Source organism: Thermohahella caldifontis (genome assembly GCF_041153465.1).
GTDB classification, from domain to species: Bacteria; Pseudomonadota; Gammaproteobacteria; order Pseudomonadales; family Oleiphilaceae; genus Thermohahella; species Thermohahella caldifontis.
On record NZ_CP154858.1, the window covers coordinates 433,421 to 455,005 of the forward strand.

General features: G+C 60.3%; 14 protein-coding genes and 2 pseudogenes. 8 read left to right on the plus strand and 8 right to left on the minus strand.

The window, feature by feature from the left end:
* The first annotated feature begins 4 nt into the window (after positions 1-4).
* The 3 genes and pseudogenes from AAIA72_RS02105 to AAIA72_RS02115 all read left to right on the plus strand — a co-directional run bounded on the left by AAIA72_RS02105 (position 5) and on the right by AAIA72_RS02115 (position 2,178).
* Positions 5-682 (plus strand): PP2C family serine/threonine-protein phosphatase, encoded by a 678-nt coding sequence (locus AAIA72_RS02105; RefSeq protein ID WP_369601805.1) that lies wholly within the window; start codon positions 5-7, stop codon positions 680-682.
* Positions 679-1,533 (plus strand): serine/threonine-protein kinase, encoded by an 855-nt coding sequence (locus tag AAIA72_RS02110; RefSeq protein ID WP_369601806.1) that lies wholly within the window; start codon positions 679-681, stop codon positions 1,531-1,533. Before AAIA72_RS02105 ends, AAIA72_RS02110 begins: the two co-directional genes overlap by 4 nt.
* 127 nt (positions 1,534-1,660) lie before the next feature.
* Positions 1,661-2,178 (plus strand): annotated as a pseudogene (locus AAIA72_RS02115) (Hcp family type VI secretion system effector).
* A gap of 146 nt (positions 2,179-2,324) precedes the next feature.
* Here AAIA72_RS02115 and AAIA72_RS02120 read toward each other — a convergent pair.
* The 4 genes from AAIA72_RS02120 to arsC all read right to left on the minus strand — a co-directional run bounded on the left by AAIA72_RS02120 (position 2,325) and on the right by arsC (position 5,571).
* Positions 2,325-2,975 (minus strand): hypothetical protein, encoded by a 651-nt coding sequence (locus AAIA72_RS02120; protein WP_369601807.1) that lies wholly within the window; start codon positions 2,973-2,975, stop codon positions 2,325-2,327.
* 61 nt (positions 2,976-3,036) lie between these two features.
* Entirely contained in the window at positions 3,037-4,845 is a 1,809-nt protein-coding gene (locus AAIA72_RS02125; RefSeq protein ID WP_369601808.1) for a GspE/PulE family protein, read from the minus strand.
* Complete coding sequence (locus AAIA72_RS02130) at positions 4,829-5,221, minus strand: DUF2069 domain-containing protein (protein ID WP_369601809.1); 393 nt, start codon at positions 5,219-5,221, stop codon at positions 4,829-4,831. Before AAIA72_RS02130 ends, AAIA72_RS02125 begins: the two co-directional genes overlap by 17 nt.
* Positions 5,218-5,571 carry an arsenate reductase (glutaredoxin) gene (arsC, locus tag AAIA72_RS02135; protein ID WP_369601810.1) on the minus strand — a complete coding sequence of 118 codons (354 nt, stop codon included), beginning with the start codon at positions 5,569-5,571 and terminating at the stop codon, positions 5,218-5,220. Before arsC ends, AAIA72_RS02130 begins: the two co-directional genes overlap by 4 nt.
* 85 nt (positions 5,572-5,656) lie before the next feature.
* Between arsC and AAIA72_RS02140 the strand changes: the two genes are divergently transcribed.
* The 4 genes and pseudogenes from AAIA72_RS02140 to tilS all read left to right on the plus strand — a co-directional run bounded on the left by AAIA72_RS02140 (position 5,657) and on the right by tilS (position 12,176).
* Positions 5,657-6,343, plus strand: a complete 687-nt coding sequence (locus AAIA72_RS02140; protein ID WP_369601811.1) for a hypothetical protein — start codon at positions 5,657-5,659, stop codon at positions 6,341-6,343.
* Entirely contained in the window at positions 6,344-9,823 is a 3,480-nt protein-coding gene (gene dnaE / locus AAIA72_RS02145) for a DNA polymerase III subunit alpha (RefSeq protein ID WP_369601812.1), read from the plus strand. It abuts the gene before it with no gap.
* Positions 9,824-9,857: 34 nt separating this feature from the next.
* A pseudogene (gene accA, locus AAIA72_RS02150) lies at positions 9,858-10,834 on the plus strand (acetyl-CoA carboxylase carboxyl transferase subunit alpha).
* Positions 10,815-12,176, plus strand: a complete 1,362-nt coding sequence (gene tilS, locus AAIA72_RS02155; RefSeq protein WP_369601813.1) for a tRNA lysidine(34) synthetase TilS — start codon at positions 10,815-10,817, stop codon at positions 12,174-12,176. Before accA ends, tilS begins: the two are co-directional and overlap by 20 nt.
* Here the strand turns inward: tilS and AAIA72_RS02160 are convergent.
* Positions 12,122-14,701, minus strand: coding sequence for an EAL domain-containing protein (locus AAIA72_RS02160; RefSeq protein WP_369601814.1), 2,580 nt, complete (start codon positions 14,699-14,701; stop codon positions 12,122-12,124). The genes tilS and AAIA72_RS02160 overlap by 55 nt on opposite strands.
* Before the next feature lie 201 nt (positions 14,702-14,902).
* Here AAIA72_RS02160 and AAIA72_RS02165 point away from each other — a divergent pair, with 201 nt between their 5' ends.
* Positions 14,903-16,204 carry a DUF3422 family protein gene (locus tag AAIA72_RS02165; protein WP_369601815.1) on the plus strand — a complete coding sequence of 434 codons (1,302 nt, stop codon included), beginning with the start codon at positions 14,903-14,905 and terminating at the stop codon, positions 16,202-16,204.
* Between the two features lie 78 nt (positions 16,205-16,282).
* Here the strand turns inward: AAIA72_RS02165 and ccoM are convergent, their stop codons facing one another.
* The 3 genes from ccoM to AAIA72_RS02180 form a co-directional block, all read right to left on the minus strand.
* The gene (gene ccoM / locus AAIA72_RS02170; RefSeq protein ID WP_369601816.1) at positions 16,283-16,396 is read right to left on the minus strand and encodes a cytochrome c oxidase subunit CcoM; all 114 of its coding nucleotides are present in this window, start codon (positions 16,394-16,396) and stop codon (positions 16,283-16,285) included.
* Positions 16,397-16,530: 134 nt separating this feature from the next.
* The gene (locus AAIA72_RS02175) at positions 16,531-17,871 is read right to left on the minus strand and encodes a hypothetical protein (protein ID WP_369601817.1); all 1,341 of its coding nucleotides are present in this window, start codon (positions 17,869-17,871) and stop codon (positions 16,531-16,533) included.
* Positions 17,868-21,557: an OmpA family protein gene (locus AAIA72_RS02180; RefSeq protein WP_369601818.1), complete on the minus strand. Its 3,690-nt coding sequence runs from the start codon at positions 21,555-21,557 to the stop codon at positions 17,868-17,870. The genes AAIA72_RS02175 and AAIA72_RS02180 overlap by 4 nt, the downstream gene beginning before the upstream one ends.
* Positions 21,558-21,585 lie beyond the last annotated feature (28 nt).

The window sequence follows — 21,585 nt, forward strand, 5'->3', positions numbered from 1 at the left end:
GATCATGTACGGGCAGGCCGGACAGATCGTCGCATTCCACGGCAGATCCCATCAGGGGTTGGTCAGAGACGCCAATGAGGATGCCTGGTGGGCGTCCGAGGATGGCGGCCTGCTGGTGGTTGCGGATGGCATGGGAGGGCTGAGGTTCGGCCGCTGGGCCAGCGATCAGGTTGTGCGCGCCATGTCCGGCATCAATCGTGTCAGCCAGGTCGGACACATGCAGGCCAATGTGGAAGCCGCGTTGCGGCGGGCGAACTGGGAAATCTACAACCAGGCCCGTCATCTTGGTGCCCGCATGGGTACGACCGTGGCAGCAATCTGCTTCACCAACCGGGATGCCCTGATCAGCTGGTGCGGTGATTCCAGGGTCTACATCATGAGGTCCGGCAGGCTGTATCAGCTGACCGCGGACCATGTCACAACCATGGCGTCCGGAAAGGAAGCCCTTTCCCGGGCGGTGGGTGTGGAAGCACGTGTCAGTCCCGAGTTCAAGCGCATTCGCGTTCAGTCGGGAGACCGTCTTTTGCTCTGTACGGATGGTGTCCACCACATGCTGGACGACGAGGATCTGGCCATTCTCCTTAACGTCGGTGATTGCCAGCAGGCGGTTGCTGCCATCGAGCGACAGGTTCTTGCGCGTGGGGCACCGGATAATCTGACATTGATAGTGGTGGATCTATGACAGGAAGCATCAGTCTGGCGGCGGCCAACGCCCCCCCTTTCTGGGAGGAAGGGCATTTGGTGAACGGGCGCTACCGGATTCACGGGTGCAATCGCCTGGGGGGCGCCTGTCTGGTGTACAAGGCAACGGATACCTGGCTGACGGATCCCCGGCACCCCGCGCTGGTGGCCATCAAGACGCTGCGGCCGGAGTGGGAGGCTTCGCAGGAAGCCCGGAACGCACTCCGCTATGAAACCCGGGTACTCAGGGAGGCATTTCATCCGGGTGTGGTCCGGGTTCATGATCTTGCCAGTCTGGAAGGGCGCATGAGCATTGTCATGGACTGGATTCCGGGCGTCACACTGGGCAGGTGGGTGAACGAGCAGGGCGGCACGCTGCCGGTGGAGTTGCGCTTCGGTTACTTTCTTGCGCTGATCAGGGTGGTCAGTCACCTGCACGAGCAGGGCATTGTGCACGGCGATATCAAGCCGTCCAACATTATTGTGCGTGGCCGCATGCAGGTTGTCCTGGCAGATTTCGGTCTTGCGCGTCTGTTGGCAGGGCCAAGGCCCCCGGTGCGCCTGCGGGGTTGCACCCCCGACTACACCTTGCCGGACAGACCGAAATCCGAGCCGGCAGGCATTGTGGATGACCAGTATGCCTGCCTGTGTATCCTCAGCCGCATGTGTTTTGGCACGCCGGACATCACCGCTGCAGACCCGGATAACCGCGCTCAGGCAGCGGCGTCAGGTGTTGTCAGACGTGCCACGGAACAGCTCATGACGACACGCAAGCCGATGGACTGGGAACCGTTCGTCCGCGACTTCAGGTCAGTATTCCGGGAGGGGAGGCGCCGCTGGCGGCTGTGGTAGACCGATTTTTTCTGGCCACGGAAGGTCTGGCCAGGGCAGGCTTCTTTCCGCAGCGGGTTGTCGCGGAAGAAAGGTGTGGGCTTTCGGGCTCACGTTTAATCAACAAGGGAAAAGTAAGGAAACGTTTATGCCAACTCCAGCGTATATGACGATTCGTGGGGAAAATCAGGGCTTCATCACGGAAGGTAACTTCACTGAGCCTTCAGTCGGCAACATCTATCAGGAAGGCCATGAGAATGAAATCCTGGTTGAGGCTTTCAAGCACAATGTGGTCCTGCCCCGTGATCCGCAGAGCGGTCAGCCGACCGGTCAGCGGGTGCATCAGCCGGTAGTGATCACCAAGGTGTTCGACAAGTCTTCCCCCTGTTGTATCAGGCGCTGACCAGCGGCGAACGTCTGCCGGAAGTCCAGATCAAGTGGTATCGGACTTCTGCGACTGGCCTCCAGGAGCACTATTTCACCATTACGCTTGAAGACGCGATCATTGTGGACATTCACGCCCACATGCCGAACTGTCAGGATCCCAGCCAGGCGCATTTCACGCATCTGGAAGATGTGTCCTTCACGTATCGGAAGATCAGCTGGACTCACGAAGTGTCCAGCACGTCAGCGTTTGATGACTGGCGCTCTCCGAAGGCCTCCTGAGGAAGGCTGTCACTGATCGGCTGATCAGTATTGGCCCTGGAGACGCTCGTCTCCGGGGCGTTTTCAACATGACGGGGTGATCGGGCATATCCCGCATGACGCGGACACCCGCTGACCGAAACCTGCCGGACAGCATGCGGAAAAGATCAGTAGCAGCTCAGGGTTTGGTTGATGGCCCGCGCATATCTTGTGCCGTAGTAGGTGCGATCCGCGTCCGTCAGAGACACCTCCCAGCCACGCCAGTTGTTTTCTCCGAAGGCTTCCACCCATGCGGCCGCGGGATCCTTGACGGCCACACTGAGCCGGTCAGACACATCCCACAGACCGGGTTGAGAGAGGTGTCTGTCGCTGACCACGTCAACCACATTCCGGCGTTCCTGTGTATCGTGATAGACGAGCGCGGTCTTGAGCGGTGTACGGATCACCGTAAAGGCCGGGGCACCGCAAAATTTCGGAAACTGATAGAAACAGCTCGTCAGGGCGGACGCGTTGACATCACTGTTCAGCTTTTGCGGAACGCAGTGAATCTCGGCGGTCTGGATGACCTTGTGAATCGTCTCGGTGAAGCCATAGCGAAGGGTGACCGCTGAATTGTCCTGCAGACTGACCCCATCGGCCTGATAGGGCTCGGCTTTGGGGCCGGCAGGGGTCACCGGCCGGGCATCGACAATTCTTGTCTGGCCGGGGGTATTCTGACCGACGGGTCGGTATTCGCTGTCATCAAGCCGTGTGTTCCAGCCGCAGGCAACCAGTGTTGCACAGGCTGAGGCAAGCAGTATGACGCGTCCTGCGTGCATGGTGTCCTCCCTGACCGATAGGTTTACTGCACCGGCATTCTACCACGCGCCCCCGGGGCAGTTAAGTCGTATCCGGGCGGGAGCCACCAAACTGTGATGCGGGCGTCACCCTCAGGACCTCGTCCACCGTGGTCAGCCCTTGGGCAATCTTCTGGGCACCACTGAGGCGAAGCGTTCGCATGCCTTCCCGTATGGCGTGCTTGCGCAGGGTTTCCAGGTCTGTCTGTTCGCTCACCAGTTGCTTGAGGCCGGGTGTCATCATCATGATCTCGTACACGCCCGTGCGTCCCCGGTACCCGGTGTTGCGGCATTCCAGGCAGCCGACAGGAGCCTGAATGGTTTCCGGTGCCGGTGCCTTCCAGGGACGGATCAGTGTTTCCCACGCCCGGGTATCCAGTTCTTCCGGCTGCTTGCAGTGAGGACACAGAACGCGTACGAGGCGCTGCGCCATCACCCCCAGCAGGGTGGCCTTGACCAGATAGGGCGGAACGCCCAGTTCCAGAAGGCGGCTGATGGCCGATGGTGCGTCGTTCGTATGCAAGGTGGACAGCACCAGGTGGCCGGTCAGCGCGGCCTGTATGGCCATTTCGGCTGTTTCCAGATCGCGGATCTCACCGATCATGATGATGTCCGGATCCTGACGCAGCAAGGCCCGCACACCCGCCGCAAAAGTCACGCCGATATTGGGCTGCACCTGTACCTGGTTGAAGGCCGGTTCGACCATCTCGATGGGGTCTTCGATGGTACAGACGTTGACTTCCGGGGTGGCGAGCTGTCTGAGGGTGGAGTAGAGCGTGGTGGTCTTGCCCGATCCGGTCGGACCGGTCACCAGTATGATGCCGTTGGGCTCGTGGGTCATCGTGCGCCAGCGCCTGGCGTCATCCGGGCCAAAACCGAGGTCGTTGAAGGACTTGAGCAGGACTTCCGGATCGAAGATCCGCATCACGAGCTTTTCGCCGAAGGCGGTCGGCAGCGTCGAGAGGCGCAGCTCCACCTCCAGCCCGTCCGGGTTCTTGGTCTTGATGCGTCCGTCCTGGGGCTTGCGTTTTTCGGCAACGTTCAGCCGGCCGAGAATCTTCAGCCGGGAGACCACTGCAGCAGCGACCTGTGCCGGCAATTCATAGACATTGTGCAGCACACCGTCAATCCGGAACCGGACATGGCCGACTTCACGCCGTGGTTCGATGTGGATATCGCTGGCACGCTGGTCAAATGCGTACTGAAGCAGCCAGTCCACGATGTTGACGATGTGCTGGTCATTGGCGTCCGGATCCCTGTCGCCGCTGCCCAACTCCAGCAATTGCTCGAAATTGCCCAGTGCCGTGCCGGCTTCGGAACGGCCCGCGGTCGCGGCCGAGACGGAGTTGGCCAGCCGGTAGAATTCCACGGTGTAGCGGCGGATATCGGCAGGGTTGGCGACGACCCGTTCGATGCGTCGCTTGAGAACGTGGGCCAGGTTGTCTTCCCAGACTGTGTGGAAGGGCTGGGCACTGGCAATCACGACCCTGTCCGGATGGACTTCCAGCGCCAGGATCTGATGCCGCTGGGCAAACGCAAAGGACATGACTTCAGCGATGGCCCGGGCGTTCACCTTGAGCGGATCGATATGATAAAGCGGTTGGCCGGCCCGGTTGGCCAGCCAGGCGGTCAGCAGATTGAGATTGAGGGGCTTGCCTGTCCGGGCATCCGTCAGCTCCGCTTCCACCAGCCTTTCCAGCGGGTGCAGTCCTTTCTGATGGGGGCGGGTGGGTGCCGTCAGCACGCTCTCCGCCTGTTCCCGGGAGAGCAGGCCGTCTTCCACGAGCATGCTGACGCACCGGGTCAGCGTCAGTTCACCTTCCTGAGGCAGTGTCTCAGGCGTTTTCCCCATCAGCCGCAGCCTCCTCTTTTTCAAAGCGTGCCTGCCAGCGGGTGGAGATGGTCAGGACCGAAAACAGCAGCCCCAGCAATACGGCAATCACCGTGTTCAGTACGGGCAGGATCTCCAGCGCGGCATCACTGACTGCGTCGATGAAATACAGGCAGAGTACGAAGCACAGCCACACGTAGGCGCGGATGTTGCGACGGATCAGGCCCGGCATGAACGCCAGCAGCGGCAGCAGCTTGATGGTCGCAGGCAGCAGGGGCGACTGGCCCGTGGACTGGCTCTCCAGGACCACGGCAGCCAGATAGAGAATCAGCAGGAAGGCATACAGCACCAGGGCAATGATCCACCCGCCCGTAGCCTTTTGACCGAGTGAACTCATGAAATCAGTTCCAGCACGTTTTCCGGCGGCCGCCCGAGTACGGCCCGGTCACCGGCCACGACAATCGGTCGCTCGATCAGCCTGGGATGAGCGACCATGGCCTCAATGAGCGCCTCCTCGGAAAGCGACGGATCATTCAGTCCCAGGGTCTTGTATTCTTCTTCCTTGGTGCGGATGAGTTCGCGTGCGGTCATGCCGAGTTTGCCCAGCAGCGCCTTCAGTGTCGCGGCATCAGGCGGTGTATCCAGATAGCGGATGACCTTGGGCTGTATGCCCCGTTCTTCCAGCAGGCTGAGGGTCTGACGTGATTTGGAGCAGCGGGGATTGTGATAAATCGTGATCATGTCCATTGAGGTGTCCTGTTGAGTCAGGTGCAAGTGTATAAAAGATCCGAATGATGTGCCATGCGGGTAAATGCGCTACCATACTCACCCTATGAAAAACCGACTCCGTGAAACAGTTGACCATCCGGTCTTGCGCGACTGGCTGAATGCGTTGGCATTGCCCGTACTGGTGGTGGTGCCCGATCATCCGGCCTGGGTCAATGCGGCCTGGGCGAGACTGGAAGGCCACGTCAGAAAGCAGGCGGAACAGGCACTGGCTGAAGCGGAACCGGGGGCTCAGCCTGTCAGTGTGGCACTGCCGGGCGCCGGATCCCTGGTGATCAGCACCATGGAATCGGGTGGCCGGGTAGCCTGTCTGGTCACTGAGCCGGACAAGGCGCCGGTCACGGGACGCTGGACCCGGCATGCCTTTGAATATCAGCTCATGCGGGAGTTTCAGCGGGCGCAGCGTTACGGTGAGCAGCTCTGTTTTGCCCAGCTGACGCTGGCGCCGGGAGCCGATGCGATGAGCGTGCTGATCTGGCTGGAAGGCCAGCTCCGGCTCTCGGACGCGGTTTGCCTGACCGATGCCTCAAATATCCGGATACTGCTCCCGGAAACCGGTCCGGGCGGTGCAGAGCAACTGTTGCGTCGCCTTGCCGAACGTATCCGGCGGACGCTGCATCAGGACGTGGCGGTCAGTGTCGTGAGCTGCCGGCCGGATCAGAAACACTACAGTGAAATGTTGCGTGCCCTGGAAGCGGAAGTCCTCCGGGGCCATCAGTCAGGACGGGTTTGAATGACATCTTTTGTGCATCTGCGCATACACAGCGAATTTTCCCTGACAAACGGACTGGTGCGGATCAAGCCGCTGGTGGCACGGGCAGCGGAAATGGGCATGCCAGCACTGGCACTCTCGGATCAGTCCAACATGTGTGCCATGGTCAAGTTCTACAAGGCCTGTCAGGGTGCCGGCATCAAACCGGTTGCGGCGGCGGACATCTGGCTGTACAACCCGGAGGATCCTGAACAGCCCCATCGCATGACCCTTTATGCCTGTGACGATACCGGTTACCGCAATCTGACCGAGATCGTTTCCCGGGGATATACGGAAGGCCGTCACGGCCCGCTGGCCCTCATTCGCCCGGAGTGGATCGAACAGCAGCCCGAAGGCCTGATTGCACTCTCCGGTTTTCAGGATGGTGAACTGGGCCGGCTGCTGATCAACGGACACCCGGAAGCGGCCCGGGAGCGGGCGGCACACTGGGCCGGCGTCTTTCCCGACCGCTATTACATCGAGCTGCAGCGCACCGGACGGCCGGGTGACGAAACCTGCCTCCATGATCTGGTCAGCCTGGCCACCGATCTCTCCCTGCCCGTGGTGGCCACCAATGACGTACATTTCCTCGAACGGTCGGATTTTGAAGCGCATGAAGCCCGTGTCTGCATTGCCGAAGGCGTGACACTGGATGATCCGCGGCGCGAGCGGCGGTTCAGCGAGGAACAGTATCTCAAATCGCCGGAAGAAATGGCCGAGCTGTTTGCCGACATTCCCGAAGCCCTTGAGAATACGGTGGAAATCGCACGGCGCTGTACCGTGACCCTGAAGCTGGGCACCTACTATCTGCCTCAGTATCCCATTCCCGAAGGGATGACCATGGATGAATACTTCATCAAGGTCAGTGAGGAGGGCCTGGAAGAACGGCTGCAGAAAATTCTGGATCCGTCGGATCCGGATTATGAGACCAAGCGGCAGACCTACTACGACCGCCTGAAGTTCGAGCTGGATATCATCACCCAGATGGGCTTCCCGGGGTACTTCCTCATCGTGATGGACTTCATCAAGTGGGCGAAGAACAACGGCGTCCCCGTGGGCCCGGGCCGGGGGTCGGGTGCCGGATCCCTGGTGGCCTATGCCCTGAAGATCACGGATCTGGATCCGCTTCAGTATGCGCTGCTTTTCGAACGCTTCCTCAACCCGGAGCGGGTGTCCATGCCCGACTTTGACGTGGACTTCTGCATGGAAGGCCGGGACCGGGTCATCGCCTATGTGGCCGACACCTACGGCCGTGACGCCGTATCCCAGATCATCACCTTTGGCACCATGGCGGCCAAGGCGGTGGTGCGTGATGTGGCGCGGGTACAGGGCAAACCCTATTCACTGGGGGATCGCCTCTCCAAGCTCATTCCCTTTGAAGTGGGCATGACGCTGAAAAAAGCCTGGGAGGCCGAGGAACCCTTGCGCGAGTACCTCGAAAACGATGACGAGGCGCGTGAAGTCTGGGAGATGGCCCTCAAGCTTGAAGGTATCACCCGAAACGTGGGCAAGCACGCCGGTGGCGTGGTCATCGCCCCCACCAAGCTGACCGATTTTGCGCCCGTCTATACGGACGAAGAGGGTGGCGGCATGGTCACCCAGTTTGACAAGGACGACGTGGAACAGGCCGGCTTGGTCAAGTTCGACTTTCTGGGGCTGCGTACCCTCACCATCATCAAATGGGCCCTGGACATCATCAACCCCATAAGGGCTCGCAAGGGTGAGCCGCCTCTGGCCATCGAAGATGTCCCCCTGGATGATGAGGCCACCTTCAACCTGCTCAAGAACGCGGAAACCACCGCCGTCTTCCAGCTGGAATCCCGGGGCATGAAGGATCTCATCCGCAGGCTCCAGCCTGACCGGTTCGAGGATATTGTCGCCCTCGTGGCCCTGTTTCGTCCGGGTCCGCTGCAATCCGGCATGGTGCAGGACTTCATTGACCGGAAGCACGGCCGCGCCAAGGTTTCCTATCCGCACCCCGAGTATCAGCTGGATATCCTCAAGCCCATCCTGGAGCCTACGTACGGGATCATTCTCTACCAGGAACAGGTCATGCAGATTGCTCAGGTCATGGCGGGTTACACCCTCGGCGGTGCCGACCTGCTGCGCCGTGCCATGGGCAAGAAGAAGCCGGAAGAGATGGCCAAGCAGAAGGCCATCTTTCTGGAGGGTTGCGAAAAGAACGGTATCGACAAGAATCTTGCCGAGAAAATCTTCGACCTGGTGGAAAAATTCGCCGGATATGGCTTCAACAAGTCGCATTCTGCGGCCTATGCCTATGTCTCCTACCAGACGGCATGGCTGAAGGCCCATTATCCGGAACCCTTCATGGCGGCGGTGTTGACGGCGGACATGCACAACACCGACAAGGTGGTGCCCCTGGTGGAAGAATGCCGGCGCATGAAGCTGAAGCTCGTGCTACCCGACGTCAACCTCAGCCAGTACACGTTTACCGTGGACGACCAGAACCGGATCGTTTATGGGCTGGGGGCCATCAAGGGCCTCGGAGAAGGTCCGGTGAGTGCCATTCTGGAAGCCCGCAAGACGGGTGGCCCGTTCAGGGACCTGTTCGATTTCTGCAAGCGGGTGGACCTGCGCAAGGTGAACAAGCGGGCCCTGGAAGCACTCATCCGTTCCGGCGCCATGGATTCCATCGGGCCCAGCCGCGCCCGCCTGATGGCCTCGCTGCCCGAAGCCCTGGCACTGGCCGATCAGCATGGTCGCAATCAGAATATCGGCATGGGGGACCTGTTCGGCGACGTGGATCTTGCTGACGAGAACGGTGATCCCTATGCCTCCACGGCCCATCTGCGCGAGTGGCCGGACAAGGAGAAACTCCAGCAGGAGAAGGAAACCCTCGGGCTCTATCTCACCGGCCATCCGTTCGATGGCTATGAAAAGGAAGTCCGGCGCATGGTCCGGACGCCCATCAGTGACCTGCACGCCGCCCGGGATGACCAGAAGGCGGCCGGTCTGGTTGTGGCCCAGCGCATCATGAAGAACAAGAAGGGCCAGTACATGGGCTTCGTGACCCTGGATGACCGTTCCGGACGGATCGAGGTGGCCCTGTTTTCAGAGGTCTTCGAGCAGGCTCGTCCGCTGCTGAACATGGACACCATCCTGATTGTGGAAGGGCAGGTGGATGAGGACGAGTACTCGGGCGAGCTGCGGATGCGGGCCAAGTCCGTGGATGACATTACCACTGCGCGCCTCAAGTACGCCAAAGAGCTTATTTTGTTTTTGGACGAAGACGACTTTAATAGAGGGCTTGTGAGTCAGCTGCAGCACACTCTGACCGGTTATGCCGGGGGAGGTTGTCCGGTGCGCATCGAGTACACAAGGCCCGGGGCCCGTGCAGCGGTCAGACTGGGTGAACAGTGGCGGGTGAAGCCCGCCGATGATCTGGTGATCCATTTGCAGGGCCTGCTGGGCCAGGATCGCGTCAAACTGGAATTCAACTGAGGGCCGGATCTGACCGGCCCGTGGATGGCAAATCATGTCAGGACAAGAACGCCAGCACAACCCTTACTATCTGGACTTCGAGCAGCCCATCGTGGAGCTGGAAGAAAAAATCGAGGAACTGAAGCTCGTCAGCACCGGCAAGGATGTGAATCTGCAGGACGAGATCAACCGCCTGGAAACCAAGTGCCGGGCCTTGACGGAGGAAATCTTCCGCGACCTGTCGAGCTGGGATATCGCCCGCCTTGCGCGCCACCCCAAGCGTCCCTATACGCTGGACTATGTGGAACGCATCTTCGAGGATTTTGACGAACTGCACGGTGACCGCAAGTTCGCTGATGACCAGGCCATTGTGGGCGGGATCGCCCGCCTGGATGGCAAGCCGGTCATGGTGATCGGACACCAGAAAGGCCGGGAGATCAAGGACAAGGTCAAACGCAATTTCGGCATGCCCCGTCCGGAAGGCTATCGCAAGGCATTGCGACTGATGGAAATGGCGGAGCGCTTCCGCATGCCCGTGATCACCTTCATTGACACGCCCGGTGCCTATCCGGGAATCGGTGCGGAAGAGCGGGGGCAGAGTGAGGCCATCGCCGTCAACCTTGCGGTCATGTCACGTTTGCGTACACCGATCATTTCCACCGTCATCGGGGAGGGCGGTTCAGGGGGGCACTGGCCATTGGGGTGTGTGACCGGCTGTACATGCTTCAGTACGCCACCTATTCAGTGATTTCACCCGAAGGGTGTGCATCCATTCTCTGGAAAAGTGCAGAGTATGCCGCCGAAGCCGCCGAGGCCATGGGCATCACCGCAAAGCGCCTGAAGGAACTGAATCTGATTGATGGCATTATCGACGAGCCGCTGGGTGGGGCGCATCGCGATCCGGACATGGCCGCAGCGCAGGTCAAGCTGCAGCTGACACAGGCCCTGGACGAGCTGACTGCACTGGACCGGGATACGCTGGTGCAGCAGCGCTATGAAAAGCTCACCGACTTTGAGCGCTATCTCGGCTGAACAGGCTGACCACCTGATCCGGGAAGCGCTTGGTCGCGCCCCTGTCGCATCAGGATACGTGGTGGCACTCAGTGGTGGCCTGGACTCCATGGTGCTGCTGCATGCCTGTGTTGCTCAGGGCATGGCACCACTGACAGCCATCCATGTTCACCATGGCCTGCACCCGGACGCCGAGAGCTGGGCCCGTCTCTGTCTCAGGGAGGCGGAGCGGCTCGGCGTGCCCTGCATGCGCCACGATGTGGTTGTGGAGCCGACAGGGCAGGGTCTGGAAGCGGCTGCCCGTGAGGCGCGTTACAGGGTCTTTGAAGAGGTGCTGGCACCCGGTCACTGCCTGCTCATGGCCCATCATCAGGATGATCAGCTTGAGACCGTGTTGCTGCGCCTGTTCAAGGGGGCTCAGCCGGAGGATCTCATGGGCATGCCCATCAGCCGCGGGCTGGGAGCGGGAACGCTGTACCGGCCCTTCCTTCACCTGCCTCGTGCCGTGCTGCGGGTCTGGGCCAGGCACCGTGCCGTGCACTGGGTCGAGGATCCCAGCAACCGGGATACGGTCTTTGACCGCAATTTCATCCGGCACGATATTCTGCCCCGTCTGACCGGGCGCTGGCCGGATCTGAACCGGCGTCTGACCGCCCTGCAGGCCAGAATGCGTCAACGCTTGCAGGCGGCGGACAGCGCGGCCCGGGACGTCCTCACCGCCATGCAGGCCGACACCGTGCTGCCTCTGGATGTCTGGAGCCGTCTGAGCCCGGACATGCAGAACAGTACGCTGAAGTGCTGGCTGAGCGAGCGCGCGGGGCAACCGGTGCCGGAATCGATGCTTGCGGAATTCATCCGCGAATTGCATGCCGGTCAGGCGGCCCGCCTGCATCTGAAAGCGGGCATGGCGGCCCGGTATCGTCATGACCTGTACTGGGTTCCTGCACAGGTGATGACGGCGAAGCAGGAGCCAATCGACCTTCACCTCGTGGCGGGCGAGGATACCGTTCTGTCTCTGGCTACCGGACGGCTGACGCTGCGCTGGGTCAGCTGGGGTGCCTGGCTGGCGGCCCCGCCACCCGAGGGGCTGACGATCAGGGGGCGCCAGCAAGGGGACCGGTTGCCGTCCCGGCATCAGGAGGGCAAACCGCTCAAGGACAGCTTTCAGGCAAATGGCATCCCGCCCTGGTTGCGTGATGTCTGGCCGTTGTTGTGTTCGGGGAGTCGTGTCCTGGCCCTGGGTGATCGCTGGCTGGACACCCTGCCAGAGCCGGAAACTGCAGGCTGGCGAATCGATTGGGTGCCCGATCAGGCCTTTTTCTGCAACCCGAATGCCCAGGGATCAAAATCCCGCAGCCACTGAGCCGTGGCCTCCAGGGGCTCCGGGCGATGCAGGTAATAGCCCTGGATCAGATCACAGCCCAGTGCATGCAGTTGCTTGAGTTGCGCCTGATCTTCCACGCCCTCGGCCACCACCGAGCACTCCAGGACCTTGCCCATGGATATGGTCTTGGACAGGACCTGGTAGCGTCTGGTATCGCCATCAATCCGGGTCAGACTGCGATCCACCTTCAGTTCCGTCAGGCGCAGGCTGGAGAGCTGAGCCAGATTGGAATACCCGGTACCGAAATCGTCCATCGAGATCTGCACGCCTGCCTCGTGGAGCCGGTCCAGTGCCTGTCGCGCCTGATCCGGCGCGATAAAGGATTCGGTTTCGGTGATTTCGATGCAGAGGCAGGAAGCCGGCAGCCGGAAGCGCGTCAGGGACTCCAGCACCGTGGTGCTGAAATCCCATTCTTCCAGATTCCGTGCCGAGACATTGACTGACAGTCTCAGCCAGGGTGCGTGCTCCCTGAGGATCACCAGATCGTGCAACCCCTGTTGAATCACCCATTGGGTCAGCGGTCGGATCAGCCCTGTCTGGATGGCGATACTGACCAGTTCATCCGGCGGAACTGTGCCGATCTCCGGGTGATGCCAGCGCAGCAGTGCTTCGACACCCTCGACCCGCTGCGTCATGAGATTGAGCTGTGGCTGGTAATACAGCCGCAGCTCACGATTGTGCAGTGCCGGCTCCAGTGCCTGGATAATATGCTGTCTGCGCTGGTGAAGGGCCAGCACTTCGCCCGTATAGGCGGAAAATCCGGACTGATTGTCTGAGAGGGTGTCACAGGCCCACTGAGCGCAGTGCAGCCACTGATCCGGATCCCTGGGCGCACTTTCCGGGACAACGATACCCGCCTGAAGGGAAAAGCGGACTGGACGGTCGTGAATGACTATGGGTTTCTCAATCTCGCTGATCCAGTACCGTAACCGGGATTCAGTCAACCGACGCCCCGCATGCAGCAAGGCCGCAAAACAGGCCGTATCCACACTGGCCAGGGGATAGCTGCGGTTCAGATCGGGCCCGACAACCGGGCGAATGGCATTTTCCCTTGACAGCAGTGCCGACAGCCTGGCGACCAGGGCCGTACGGGCTTCAGCCAGAAATTCCGGACCCAGTATGGTGCCGAGGCTGTTGAGCTGGGGAATCCGGAGCAGCACGAGGCCGCCTGCCACACGCTGGCGGTGTTCGGACTGAAGACGGCTGCGCAGCAGATGCGCGTTGGGCAGATCGACGCTGTCATCCATCAGAGAAGCCCGTCGCAGTTCCTTCTGGGCCGCCTGCTGCGCGGCCCGGGAACGTTCCGCCGCCGCCTGATGCGCATCCCGCTCCCGGTGTTCATCTCCCATGCGCATGGCTAGCGCAACGGTAAGCATTACGGCGTCCACGGCGGAGCTGACCTGGATGGCATACCGGGACCATAGAGTCGCGGGTATCAGCGCCAGGTTGGCCAGTGTGGTGATCAGGGCGCCACAGGCCAGAATACCGGTGGCGAGCGTGTACAGTGGTGCTCTGGGAACACCTCGTAACCAGCAGACCGGCCCCGTAAACAGCATGGGGACAAGGGTCAGACCCGCCAGGAAAACCCCCACCAGATTCAGGATCTGGTATTCCAGAAACGGAATCAGCAGCAGAAAGAACAGTGCAGCCTGCTGGGTAACACGATAGAACAGAGCCATCTGAGGGGCATGAACCTGGAGGTTGAGAAAGTGACGCGTGAAAGCGCTGAGCGCGCTCAAGGTCGCAAAGATACCTGCCAGGAGTGCATCCTGATACAGATCGGGATGATTGGGCAGGACATAGCGGAACAGGGAGCCCTGCATGGACGCAATCAGCAGCAGCAAACCCAGGGTGGTGAGCGCATAATGCAGGAAGGCCCGTTCTTCGCGTATCTGCCAGAAGAGCAGCAAATTGATGATGGCAATGATACCCAGCGTGCCGTAGTAAAGACTGTTGAGTGTTGACGTCAGGGAGGCGTGACGGACGAATTCTGCCGTAGAGTGAAGCTGGACAGGTATCTGGACACCACCCGTGGATTGGATCCGGACGTACAGCACAGGCCAAGTGCCGTTGTCGAGACGGCTTACCGGGAAGGCAAAGTTTTCGAAAGCAACGGGACGGGTATTGAAGGGCAGGTGATCTCCTGTACTCCAGTGTGTCCGGGGTTGACGTGACGCCGGGGGAACAACGAACACATCCACATAATCGAGCATCGGAAAGGCAATTTCCAGAACCGCCTGACGAATGTCGGCCGGCCCGACCCGGGGCGTGACCTTTAGCCACCAGGCGGCCGTATTGTAACCCGGATTGAGAATGTGTGCGTCGGGCAGCCGTTGCCAGTGTTCCGCAGGCAGGTCGATGATATCTGCCAGCGACTGATTGCCGGTCACATCCTTGACCCACTCGACTTCCATGGACAACACATCGCTGCGCGCCATGCCCGCCATGACAGAGATCAGGAAGAACAACACGGGTATCAGCGCATTACGGCACGGAGTGGGCATAACACCTTCAGCACGGGTCAAAATCAGTCAATTCAGTATAACCGCACATGACACTTATGCCAGTTTTTTCACAAGGTTAGCCTTTTTCAGGAAGTGGCAGGTATGCCGGCGAACCCGGTGAATGGCTCTCATGCGCTTCCATTTCGGCAGGTGCACCGTTATGCTTGGCGCCGTACGTATTACTACGCAGGTTTTTGTCTCATGACGGTTCGCTCAGGGTTGCCCTTCAGTGCACAACGTGATGCGCTCTTCAACGAGTTGCATACCCGGCCGTTTCCCACACTGGCGCATCCCGCGCATTTGTCTCACCTTGCCATTGAAGCGCCTGCGGATGCAGAGGCCGAACGTGCGCATCTCAGCAGGCTCTGCACGCGTTACGCGGTACCGGCACCGCTGCCTGATGCCAATTGCTACTATCAGGATTTTGGTGCGTTCACATTGCGCTGGGAACGGCATACGGAATTTTCCACCTATCTGGTGATTGTTCAGGATACCGGGGGTGAACCTTTTGCACAGCCCGCACTGGATGTGTTGCCTGCCGAGTGGCTCAGGGAGATACCGGGCGCCGTCTTTTCCGCCCTGCATGTGGAAATCGCCGAGGCGGATACGCATCCCACCGACAAGGATGCCCTGCGGCGCTACTTTGAAGGGCAGCGCCTGCTGGGCAGCAAGGTTGTGGGGGAGGGGGCCGAAGTCTGGACGGCCTACCGGATTCATGCGGACGGATTCGGCCGGTTCCTGGTCCTCAACCGACGGCTCAATCCTTGCCAGCTCGGGCGACTGGTTCGCGCCCTGCTTGAGCTGGAAACCTATCGCATGTCCATGCTTCAGGCATTGCCGCTGGCAAAATCCATCGCACCGCAAATGTGGTCCATGGATGAAGAGCTGGCACGCATCATTCAGCAGATCACGGATATCGAAAGCCTGGAGGATGAACAGCGCCTGGTCAGGGAACTTTCTGTGCTGGCAGCAAGAACCGAACGCCTGATCTCGGATACCAACTACCGGTTTTCAGCCGCGTCGGCATATCATGCGCTGGTTCAGGCCCGGCTGGATGAGCTTCGGGAAACGGAGATTCCGGGGCTGATGACACTCAGAGAATTCCTCGGGCGCCGGCTGGTGCCGGCCTGGCGGACCTGCGAGTCGACGCGGGACTATCTGGATGATCTCTCCACCCGCATCAACCGGGCCAACGCATTGCTGCGTGCCCGTGTGGATCTCTCGCTCGAACAGCAGAATCAGGCGTTGCTGGCGTCCATGAACCGCCGCAGCCGGTTGCAGTTGAGGCTCCAGCAGGCGGTCGAGGGGCTGTCCGTCGTCGCCATCAGTTACTATACGGTTGGCCTGATCAAGTACGCAGGTGAAGCTGCCAAGGCAGGGGGGCTGCCGGTCAGCTCAGGCGCCGTGGCCGGGGCCTCCGTGCCCCTGGTGCTGGCCGGTGTCGCCTGGATGCTGCATCGTTTTCGCAAGCAGGTTCACGAGGACGATCAGCAAAGCGCCTGAAAAAGCTGCCTTCCGGCGGGGCACCGGAGATCACGCCGTGCGGCTCCCGCCATTCAGGCCGGGACCGGGCGGCTGACGTCAATGGTGGTGCTTTTCTTCGTCCTTGCGGATCATGTAATACACACCCCCGAAGAATGCCAGCGTCAGCAATACCACGCCTACCCCTGCAATCACCACTTCATCCAAGTACATTTTGACATACCTCCAAACGGTGAGTTGGTATGTGTTATTGTGTGGCACTTACCTCCAAGGGGATATGATCTCGGTCAATTTGACGCGAGATTGATGCCTTCTACGCATCCGGAATCCGGTGGATTGCGGGGTCGTTAACTGCCCCCCAGCACACTCGGCAACTTCTGTTTCAGCCATGTCGCTTCTTCGGCATCGGTCAGCCAGCGTTGCAAACGTTCAGCCTGCTTGTTTTGCGGCAGTTTTGCCCAGCGCAGGGCCGGCGTCAGGGCATGCTTCAGGATGGTGCGTGCGGGGCTGTCAGGATCATCCCGGGTCAGTGATTCGGTCTCGTTTTCCGCCTGCTTGCGCCGCAATGTGTCCGGATCGGTGCCGTCCGGCAGCTTCTTCCAGAGACTGCTCTTCAGTGTTTCGGGCAGTTGTATCAGCAGCAGATAGTGATGATCGCTATCCTGTGGTGTCCACCCTTCGACATCCAGGCCGCTGTCGCCGGCAGAGACAATGCGGCCGAAGCCCAGGGCGGCAAAGGGCTGCTTGCGTTTGAAATGTTCGCCATACAATTCCCCGAACGGGCGCAACCCCTGGAATGTCCGGCCGCTGGGACCCTGATAATTCAGCTTCAGTGTGCCGGCAAATACGTGGCGGGTACCTTGTCCCAGCAGGGTGGTCAATGTCTGTCTGCGTTGCCGGGCACCGACCGGGGCGCTGTCGATGAGGGATTTCAGAAGCGGTGGCAGCTTGGTCTGATCCGTCTGTTCGGGGTTCAGCTGGCCCTGGGAGGTCACGGTCGTGCTGAGCATGGGGCCGTTGACCACATCATGCAGGTTCAGCGTGGTATTGTCATTTTCAAACTGTGCAACCAGGCTGCACGCCTGCAGTTGCACGCCCACCGGGTGAAGTGGCAGAGGGTGTTGGCCTCCGCCTTCATTCGTGTAAGCCTTTCCCAGACGGTCACAGGTGACCACCACCAGCATTTCTGTGGGGGTATCCCAGGCGGCTTCATTGAGCATCAGCGCGTGGTAGCGCACCAAATCCTCCAGATTGCTCATGTTGGCCATGGAGATGAGTCTGGCTATGGCTAGGGCATGATCCGCCAGGTGATCACTTGGGGCAGATTCGGGCGCAAAAACTCCTGTGACCGGATCGCTGAAGGTGCGTTCTGCATTCCAAGCCGGTGACGGATGCAGCCAGGGACCGTTGTCGAAACGGAAGAACAGCTCGACCCGTATCTGGCCGTCGAACAGTTTCGGAAAGGCGTAAGTCACAGCCTCCTGAGTCAGAAAGGCATTGTCGGTCAGCAGGTATTCATCACTGAGCCTGCGTCCGTCCACTTCATGCACCCGCTCGGGATCAACGCTCATGGTAAAGAGACTGTCGTGTGATGCTTCAAGCGGGTTGCGGGAGATTTCACGGTCAGTCCAGGCCAGAAAATAATCCGTCTTGTCGTTGCCGAAGCGCAGGCTCAGGGCACAGGTCATGTGAGAGAGCGCGCCGTAGCGCCAGCCACACTCCGCTCTGTCGGGGAGAACGCCCACTTCATCAGGTCGACTGCCATGTCCAGCCAGTTGTCCGACGCCACGGGACGCAGCCCGTGGTGAGTTACGGGGCCAAACTGAAAGAACGGATGGATGACCGCACCCAGGCGTCCGGCATAGTGCCGCTCTTCCTCCGGCAGCTCATGCTCCTGCAGGATGTGCAGATTGACATCCATCAGCGGACAGCTGACGTTGATGCCATCAAAGCGATGCAGCCAGAGCGTCACAGGTACCGGCGAGGGCCTCAGGAGGATGGGCTTTTTATGTTTATCCAGTCTGAATCGTTTTCCGGTAAGAGGGTCTGTCATGTAATCCTTGTCGGGGATTCCTTCGGCATGGGAGGGCCAGATCTCGTATTTTTCCATGACGACCAGAATCCTGACCGGCTCGAAGGGTGACAAGGGGGCGTGGTTGCCGAAGGGGCCGAACCGGAAACGAAAGGGTGACCATTCGCCGGCCTTGCCCCGCGGGCACCAGTACATATCAGTCCACGCCACACTTTCCGGTGTCAGGGTATGGACAATGGTTGCCAGTTGGGTGGCCAGCATTTCCGTATCTTGAGAAAACTGGCCGTGCAGGGGAAACAGGGTTTGGGTGCGGGCATAAACATGATCCCGCCAGGGCAGATCATGGTAACTGGTCAGACGCTGGTAATGATAGCGCAGTCCATGTGTGAATGACGCCATGTACAGATGCTCAGGGGTGTGTCGGATGACATTTTGTCCGTCAGTACGGGTGTACCAAGAGCGCCTGCGCACCTGGGAGAGCCACAATGCATCGGGTGCGACAGGTATGGCCTCACGGGTATCAAATAACCAGCCATCCCTGAGCAGGTAGGTGTCAATGTAGCCCGGGATGTCGAGCCGGTCGAACCATTTGGCCAGGCTGCTCTGCCTGGGCTCGTCCCCGGTAACTGCCAGCCAGCATGCACGCTGGATCAGGCCCAGCAATCCGTTGAGTATCTGATACCGCAGATGAAACTGCAGTGCGGTCCAGGACTCCAGCCGCGCGTCCCGCTCTGCGTCGGGCGCCTGTTCTGCACGGGCATAATCCCGGGCCGCGGTCAGGGTGAGTACTTCGTTGTGCCGGGCCCGGTCGCGTACCTCGGCAAGACTTTTGTGGATGTGCTCCAGGGAGTCCAGCGCATTGCCGGCAAGTGCGAGACCGTACTCCAGGACACCCCCCAGGGCACCGACAGATTCCGAGGAGCGTATGATATCCGCCTCGGTGGACCCGATCAGATCGGCGCCATTAGCAAGTGCCGAGGCGATGGCCTTGGCGGCGATCAGGGCGCCGGAAACGGGCTGCAGGCTGGGAATCACTCCGAGAATGACCGTGACACTGTCATACGCGCCTGAAAGCGTGGTCAGCAGGGTCGTCGCCCACGCCTTGTCATAACCCAGACTGGCGGCAATGGCGGCATCGCAGCGTAGCGCCAGTGACTGTTGCGCTTCCCGGCAGGGCAGCCAGGCGGCTGGTACGCCTTCGACTACTTCATGGCAGTCCAGCACCACACGCTTTGAAGCCGCCTCGTCCTCGCTGCCATCCGGCCTTGTCACCGGTTCCGACTCGCCCCGACCGGTCACTTCAATGCGCAGTGATTCCGGATAGTCAGCCGGGTCAGCTCCACGGGCGCGCAAGGCCCGCTTCAGTGCCTTCTCTACCTCCCTGGCGCGTTTTTCCGAGAGCAACTGGTTCCAACTGTCACTGCCCGGGGTACTGGCATGCCCGGTCAGCGAGATGATTAGCCGCGATCCGGATTTCAGCTTCTCGGCCAGGGTGTCCGCCAGGCTCGCAAGGAATGTCATGTCGTTCTTGCGCAGGGTGGACAAATTGTGCCCGTAACCGAAGCGCAGAGTGTGCATGGCAATCCGCTTTCGGGGCTTCAGGGCCTTCCTGAACGGCTCTTCGGGCAGAATATCGTCAGGCAGCCAGCCTGAATGCTGCCCGGAAGAACTGTGGTCAGTCATTGGCCTTCCGGTATCCGGCAGGCTCAGCCGGCGGGCATATTCACCGGCAAGGTGACGGAAGGCCGCCACCGCATGGTCCTGCTGGCTGGCGGCCCGATCCACGCTGGCCCAGGTCTGCGGGATGCCCATGATGGCGGCGGCCAGGCTGAAGACATCCAGTGCACTGCCGGCAGCCCGAGCGGAACGCAGGGTGACATCCAGCGGCCCCTTGAGGAATCTGGGGACGTCCAGGGTAGAAAGATAGAACGGCTTCCCTTGCTGTTCCAGCGGATCGGTCCAATTGAGACCCAGGGTCTTGCTTGCCTCTTTCCAGAAAGAAACCGTTTTGGCTGCCTCTCTCAGTCTGCCTTTCTGTTTCAGCGCAGCCAGATCCCCCAGTGCTTTGCGGTTACCCTCGTGCAGGGCATTGCGGATGTCGCGAGAGGTGAAGACCAGGTTGGCAAAACTTCTGAGCTCAGTATCACGTCCAAAAAACTGGGACCCACGCAATGCGTCCGCAAGGTTCCAGTAGATATCACGCGCCGAGGTGGCGGTCAGAGTACCGGCTGCCCACTTGCTGGCCGCTCCGCCGGTCAGGAGCAGACGATCCAGGGCCGGCGCCTCCGCCGGTCGGAAGGTGCCGCCATTGAGGGCCTTCAGCCGGGCTGACCAGCGGCTTTTCCAGGCGTCCGGGAACTGCTGTACCAGCACTTCCTCCACGGTCACCGGATCACCCCGCACCACCTGTGCCGGACCCAGCGGGGTTTCAATGGGAAAGTCCAGGTGGACCATCAGAGTCCAACCCCTGGCGTCCGGAGGCAATCCTGTTGCAGTTTTGCCAAGTACCTGGCTCAGGCGGACACCTTTCGGGAGTTCCACATGAAGATAATAGAGGCCAGAGACGAAATACTGCCCTGCGCCGCCAATGGCCGCACAGGCCCCGAATCCATTGGTGTCAGAAGCTCTGTCACTAAATCTTCTCCCGGTGTCAATGGAGGTCAGGCTGACCAGAGCACCGACCAAATCGGCAGAGGTGAATGTGACATAAACGGTTCTGAAGCGAGGCAGTACCAAGGCGCTGGCAAAGCCGCTGATCTGTCCGAGATCTTGCAGGGATTTGCCCTGACCGGGAAACGCATTCAGGTCGATCTCCTTTATGGGAATCTTTTGCAGGGGGATAAAAGGGATATCCTTTTTTACATCCGGCGCGCTGAGCAGCTTGTGCATCTGCGCTTTCCACTCCTCGCGCCCGTATGCCAGCATCATGGTCTGTACGTCCTGAACCGGTAGCCGCACAAGGGTTAAACCGGCGCCTTTGGATGGATGATGCATGGCTTGGGTGATGCCCGCCATGAAGTTCTGCCTCGTGAGTTCGATACGGCCATCGGGGGTGGTGCGATGCTGCAGATGGTTCAGCTCACCCTGAGCATCGCTGTATACAGGCTCAAAACGCCGCACCAGCCCCGGCAAGCCGTCGTTCCGGGGTACGTCCAGCTCCATCATGAAAAAGAGATGGCTTGCCGGCCGGCATTTGGCACCGGGTACGAAACGGCGCTCGTCCGGATCGTAATCCTTCGTGAATACGCGCCGGCAGATGATGTCATCCTGTTCGAGCCGGCGAGCCAGATCGTTTTGGCGGGGGTTCCCGGTTATGTCAGGACCTTGGACCTGTGCGGACATGGTGACCTTCCTGTCTTAACTGCATCTC

Excerpts from the sequence above, each read along its gene's own strand:
- AAIA72_RS02160 (WP_369601814.1), bottom strand. The coding sequence starts at position 14,701 with ATGCCCACTCCGTGCCGTAATGCGCTGATACCCGTGTTGTTCTTCCTG.
- AAIA72_RS02175 (WP_369601817.1), bottom strand. The coding sequence starts at position 17,871 with ATGACCTGTGCCCTGAGCCTGCGCTTCGGCAACGACAAGACGGATTAT.
- AAIA72_RS02180 (WP_369601818.1), bottom strand. The coding sequence starts at position 21,557 with ATGTCCGCACAGGTCCAAGGTCCTGACATAACCGGGAACCCCCGCCAA.
- ccoM (WP_369601816.1), bottom strand. The coding sequence starts at position 16,396 with ATGTACTTGGATGAAGTGGTGATTGCAGGGGTAGGCGTGGTATTGCTG.
- AAIA72_RS02130 (WP_369601809.1), bottom strand. The coding sequence starts at position 5,221 with ATGAGTTCACTCGGTCAAAAGGCTACGGGCGGGTGGATCATTGCCCTG.
- arsC (WP_369601810.1), bottom strand. The coding sequence starts at position 5,571 with ATGGACATGATCACGATTTATCACAATCCCCGCTGCTCCAAATCACGT.
- AAIA72_RS02165 (WP_369601815.1), top strand. The coding sequence starts at position 14,903 with ATGACGGTTCGCTCAGGGTTGCCCTTCAGTGCACAACGTGATGCGCTC.
- AAIA72_RS02105 (WP_369601805.1), top strand. The coding sequence starts at position 5 with ATGTACGGGCAGGCCGGACAGATCGTCGCATTCCACGGCAGATCCCAT.
- AAIA72_RS02140 (WP_369601811.1), top strand. The coding sequence starts at position 5,657 with ATGAAAAACCGACTCCGTGAAACAGTTGACCATCCGGTCTTGCGCGAC.
- dnaE (WP_369601812.1), top strand. The coding sequence starts at position 6,344 with ATGACATCTTTTGTGCATCTGCGCATACACAGCGAATTTTCCCTGACA.
- AAIA72_RS02125 (WP_369601808.1), bottom strand. The coding sequence starts at position 4,845 with ATGGGGAAAACGCCTGAGACACTGCCTCAGGAAGGTGAACTGACGCTG.
- AAIA72_RS02110 (WP_369601806.1), top strand. The coding sequence starts at position 679 with ATGACAGGAAGCATCAGTCTGGCGGCGGCCAACGCCCCCCCTTTCTGG.
- AAIA72_RS02120 (WP_369601807.1), bottom strand. The coding sequence starts at position 2,975 with ATGCACGCAGGACGCGTCATACTGCTTGCCTCAGCCTGTGCAACACTG.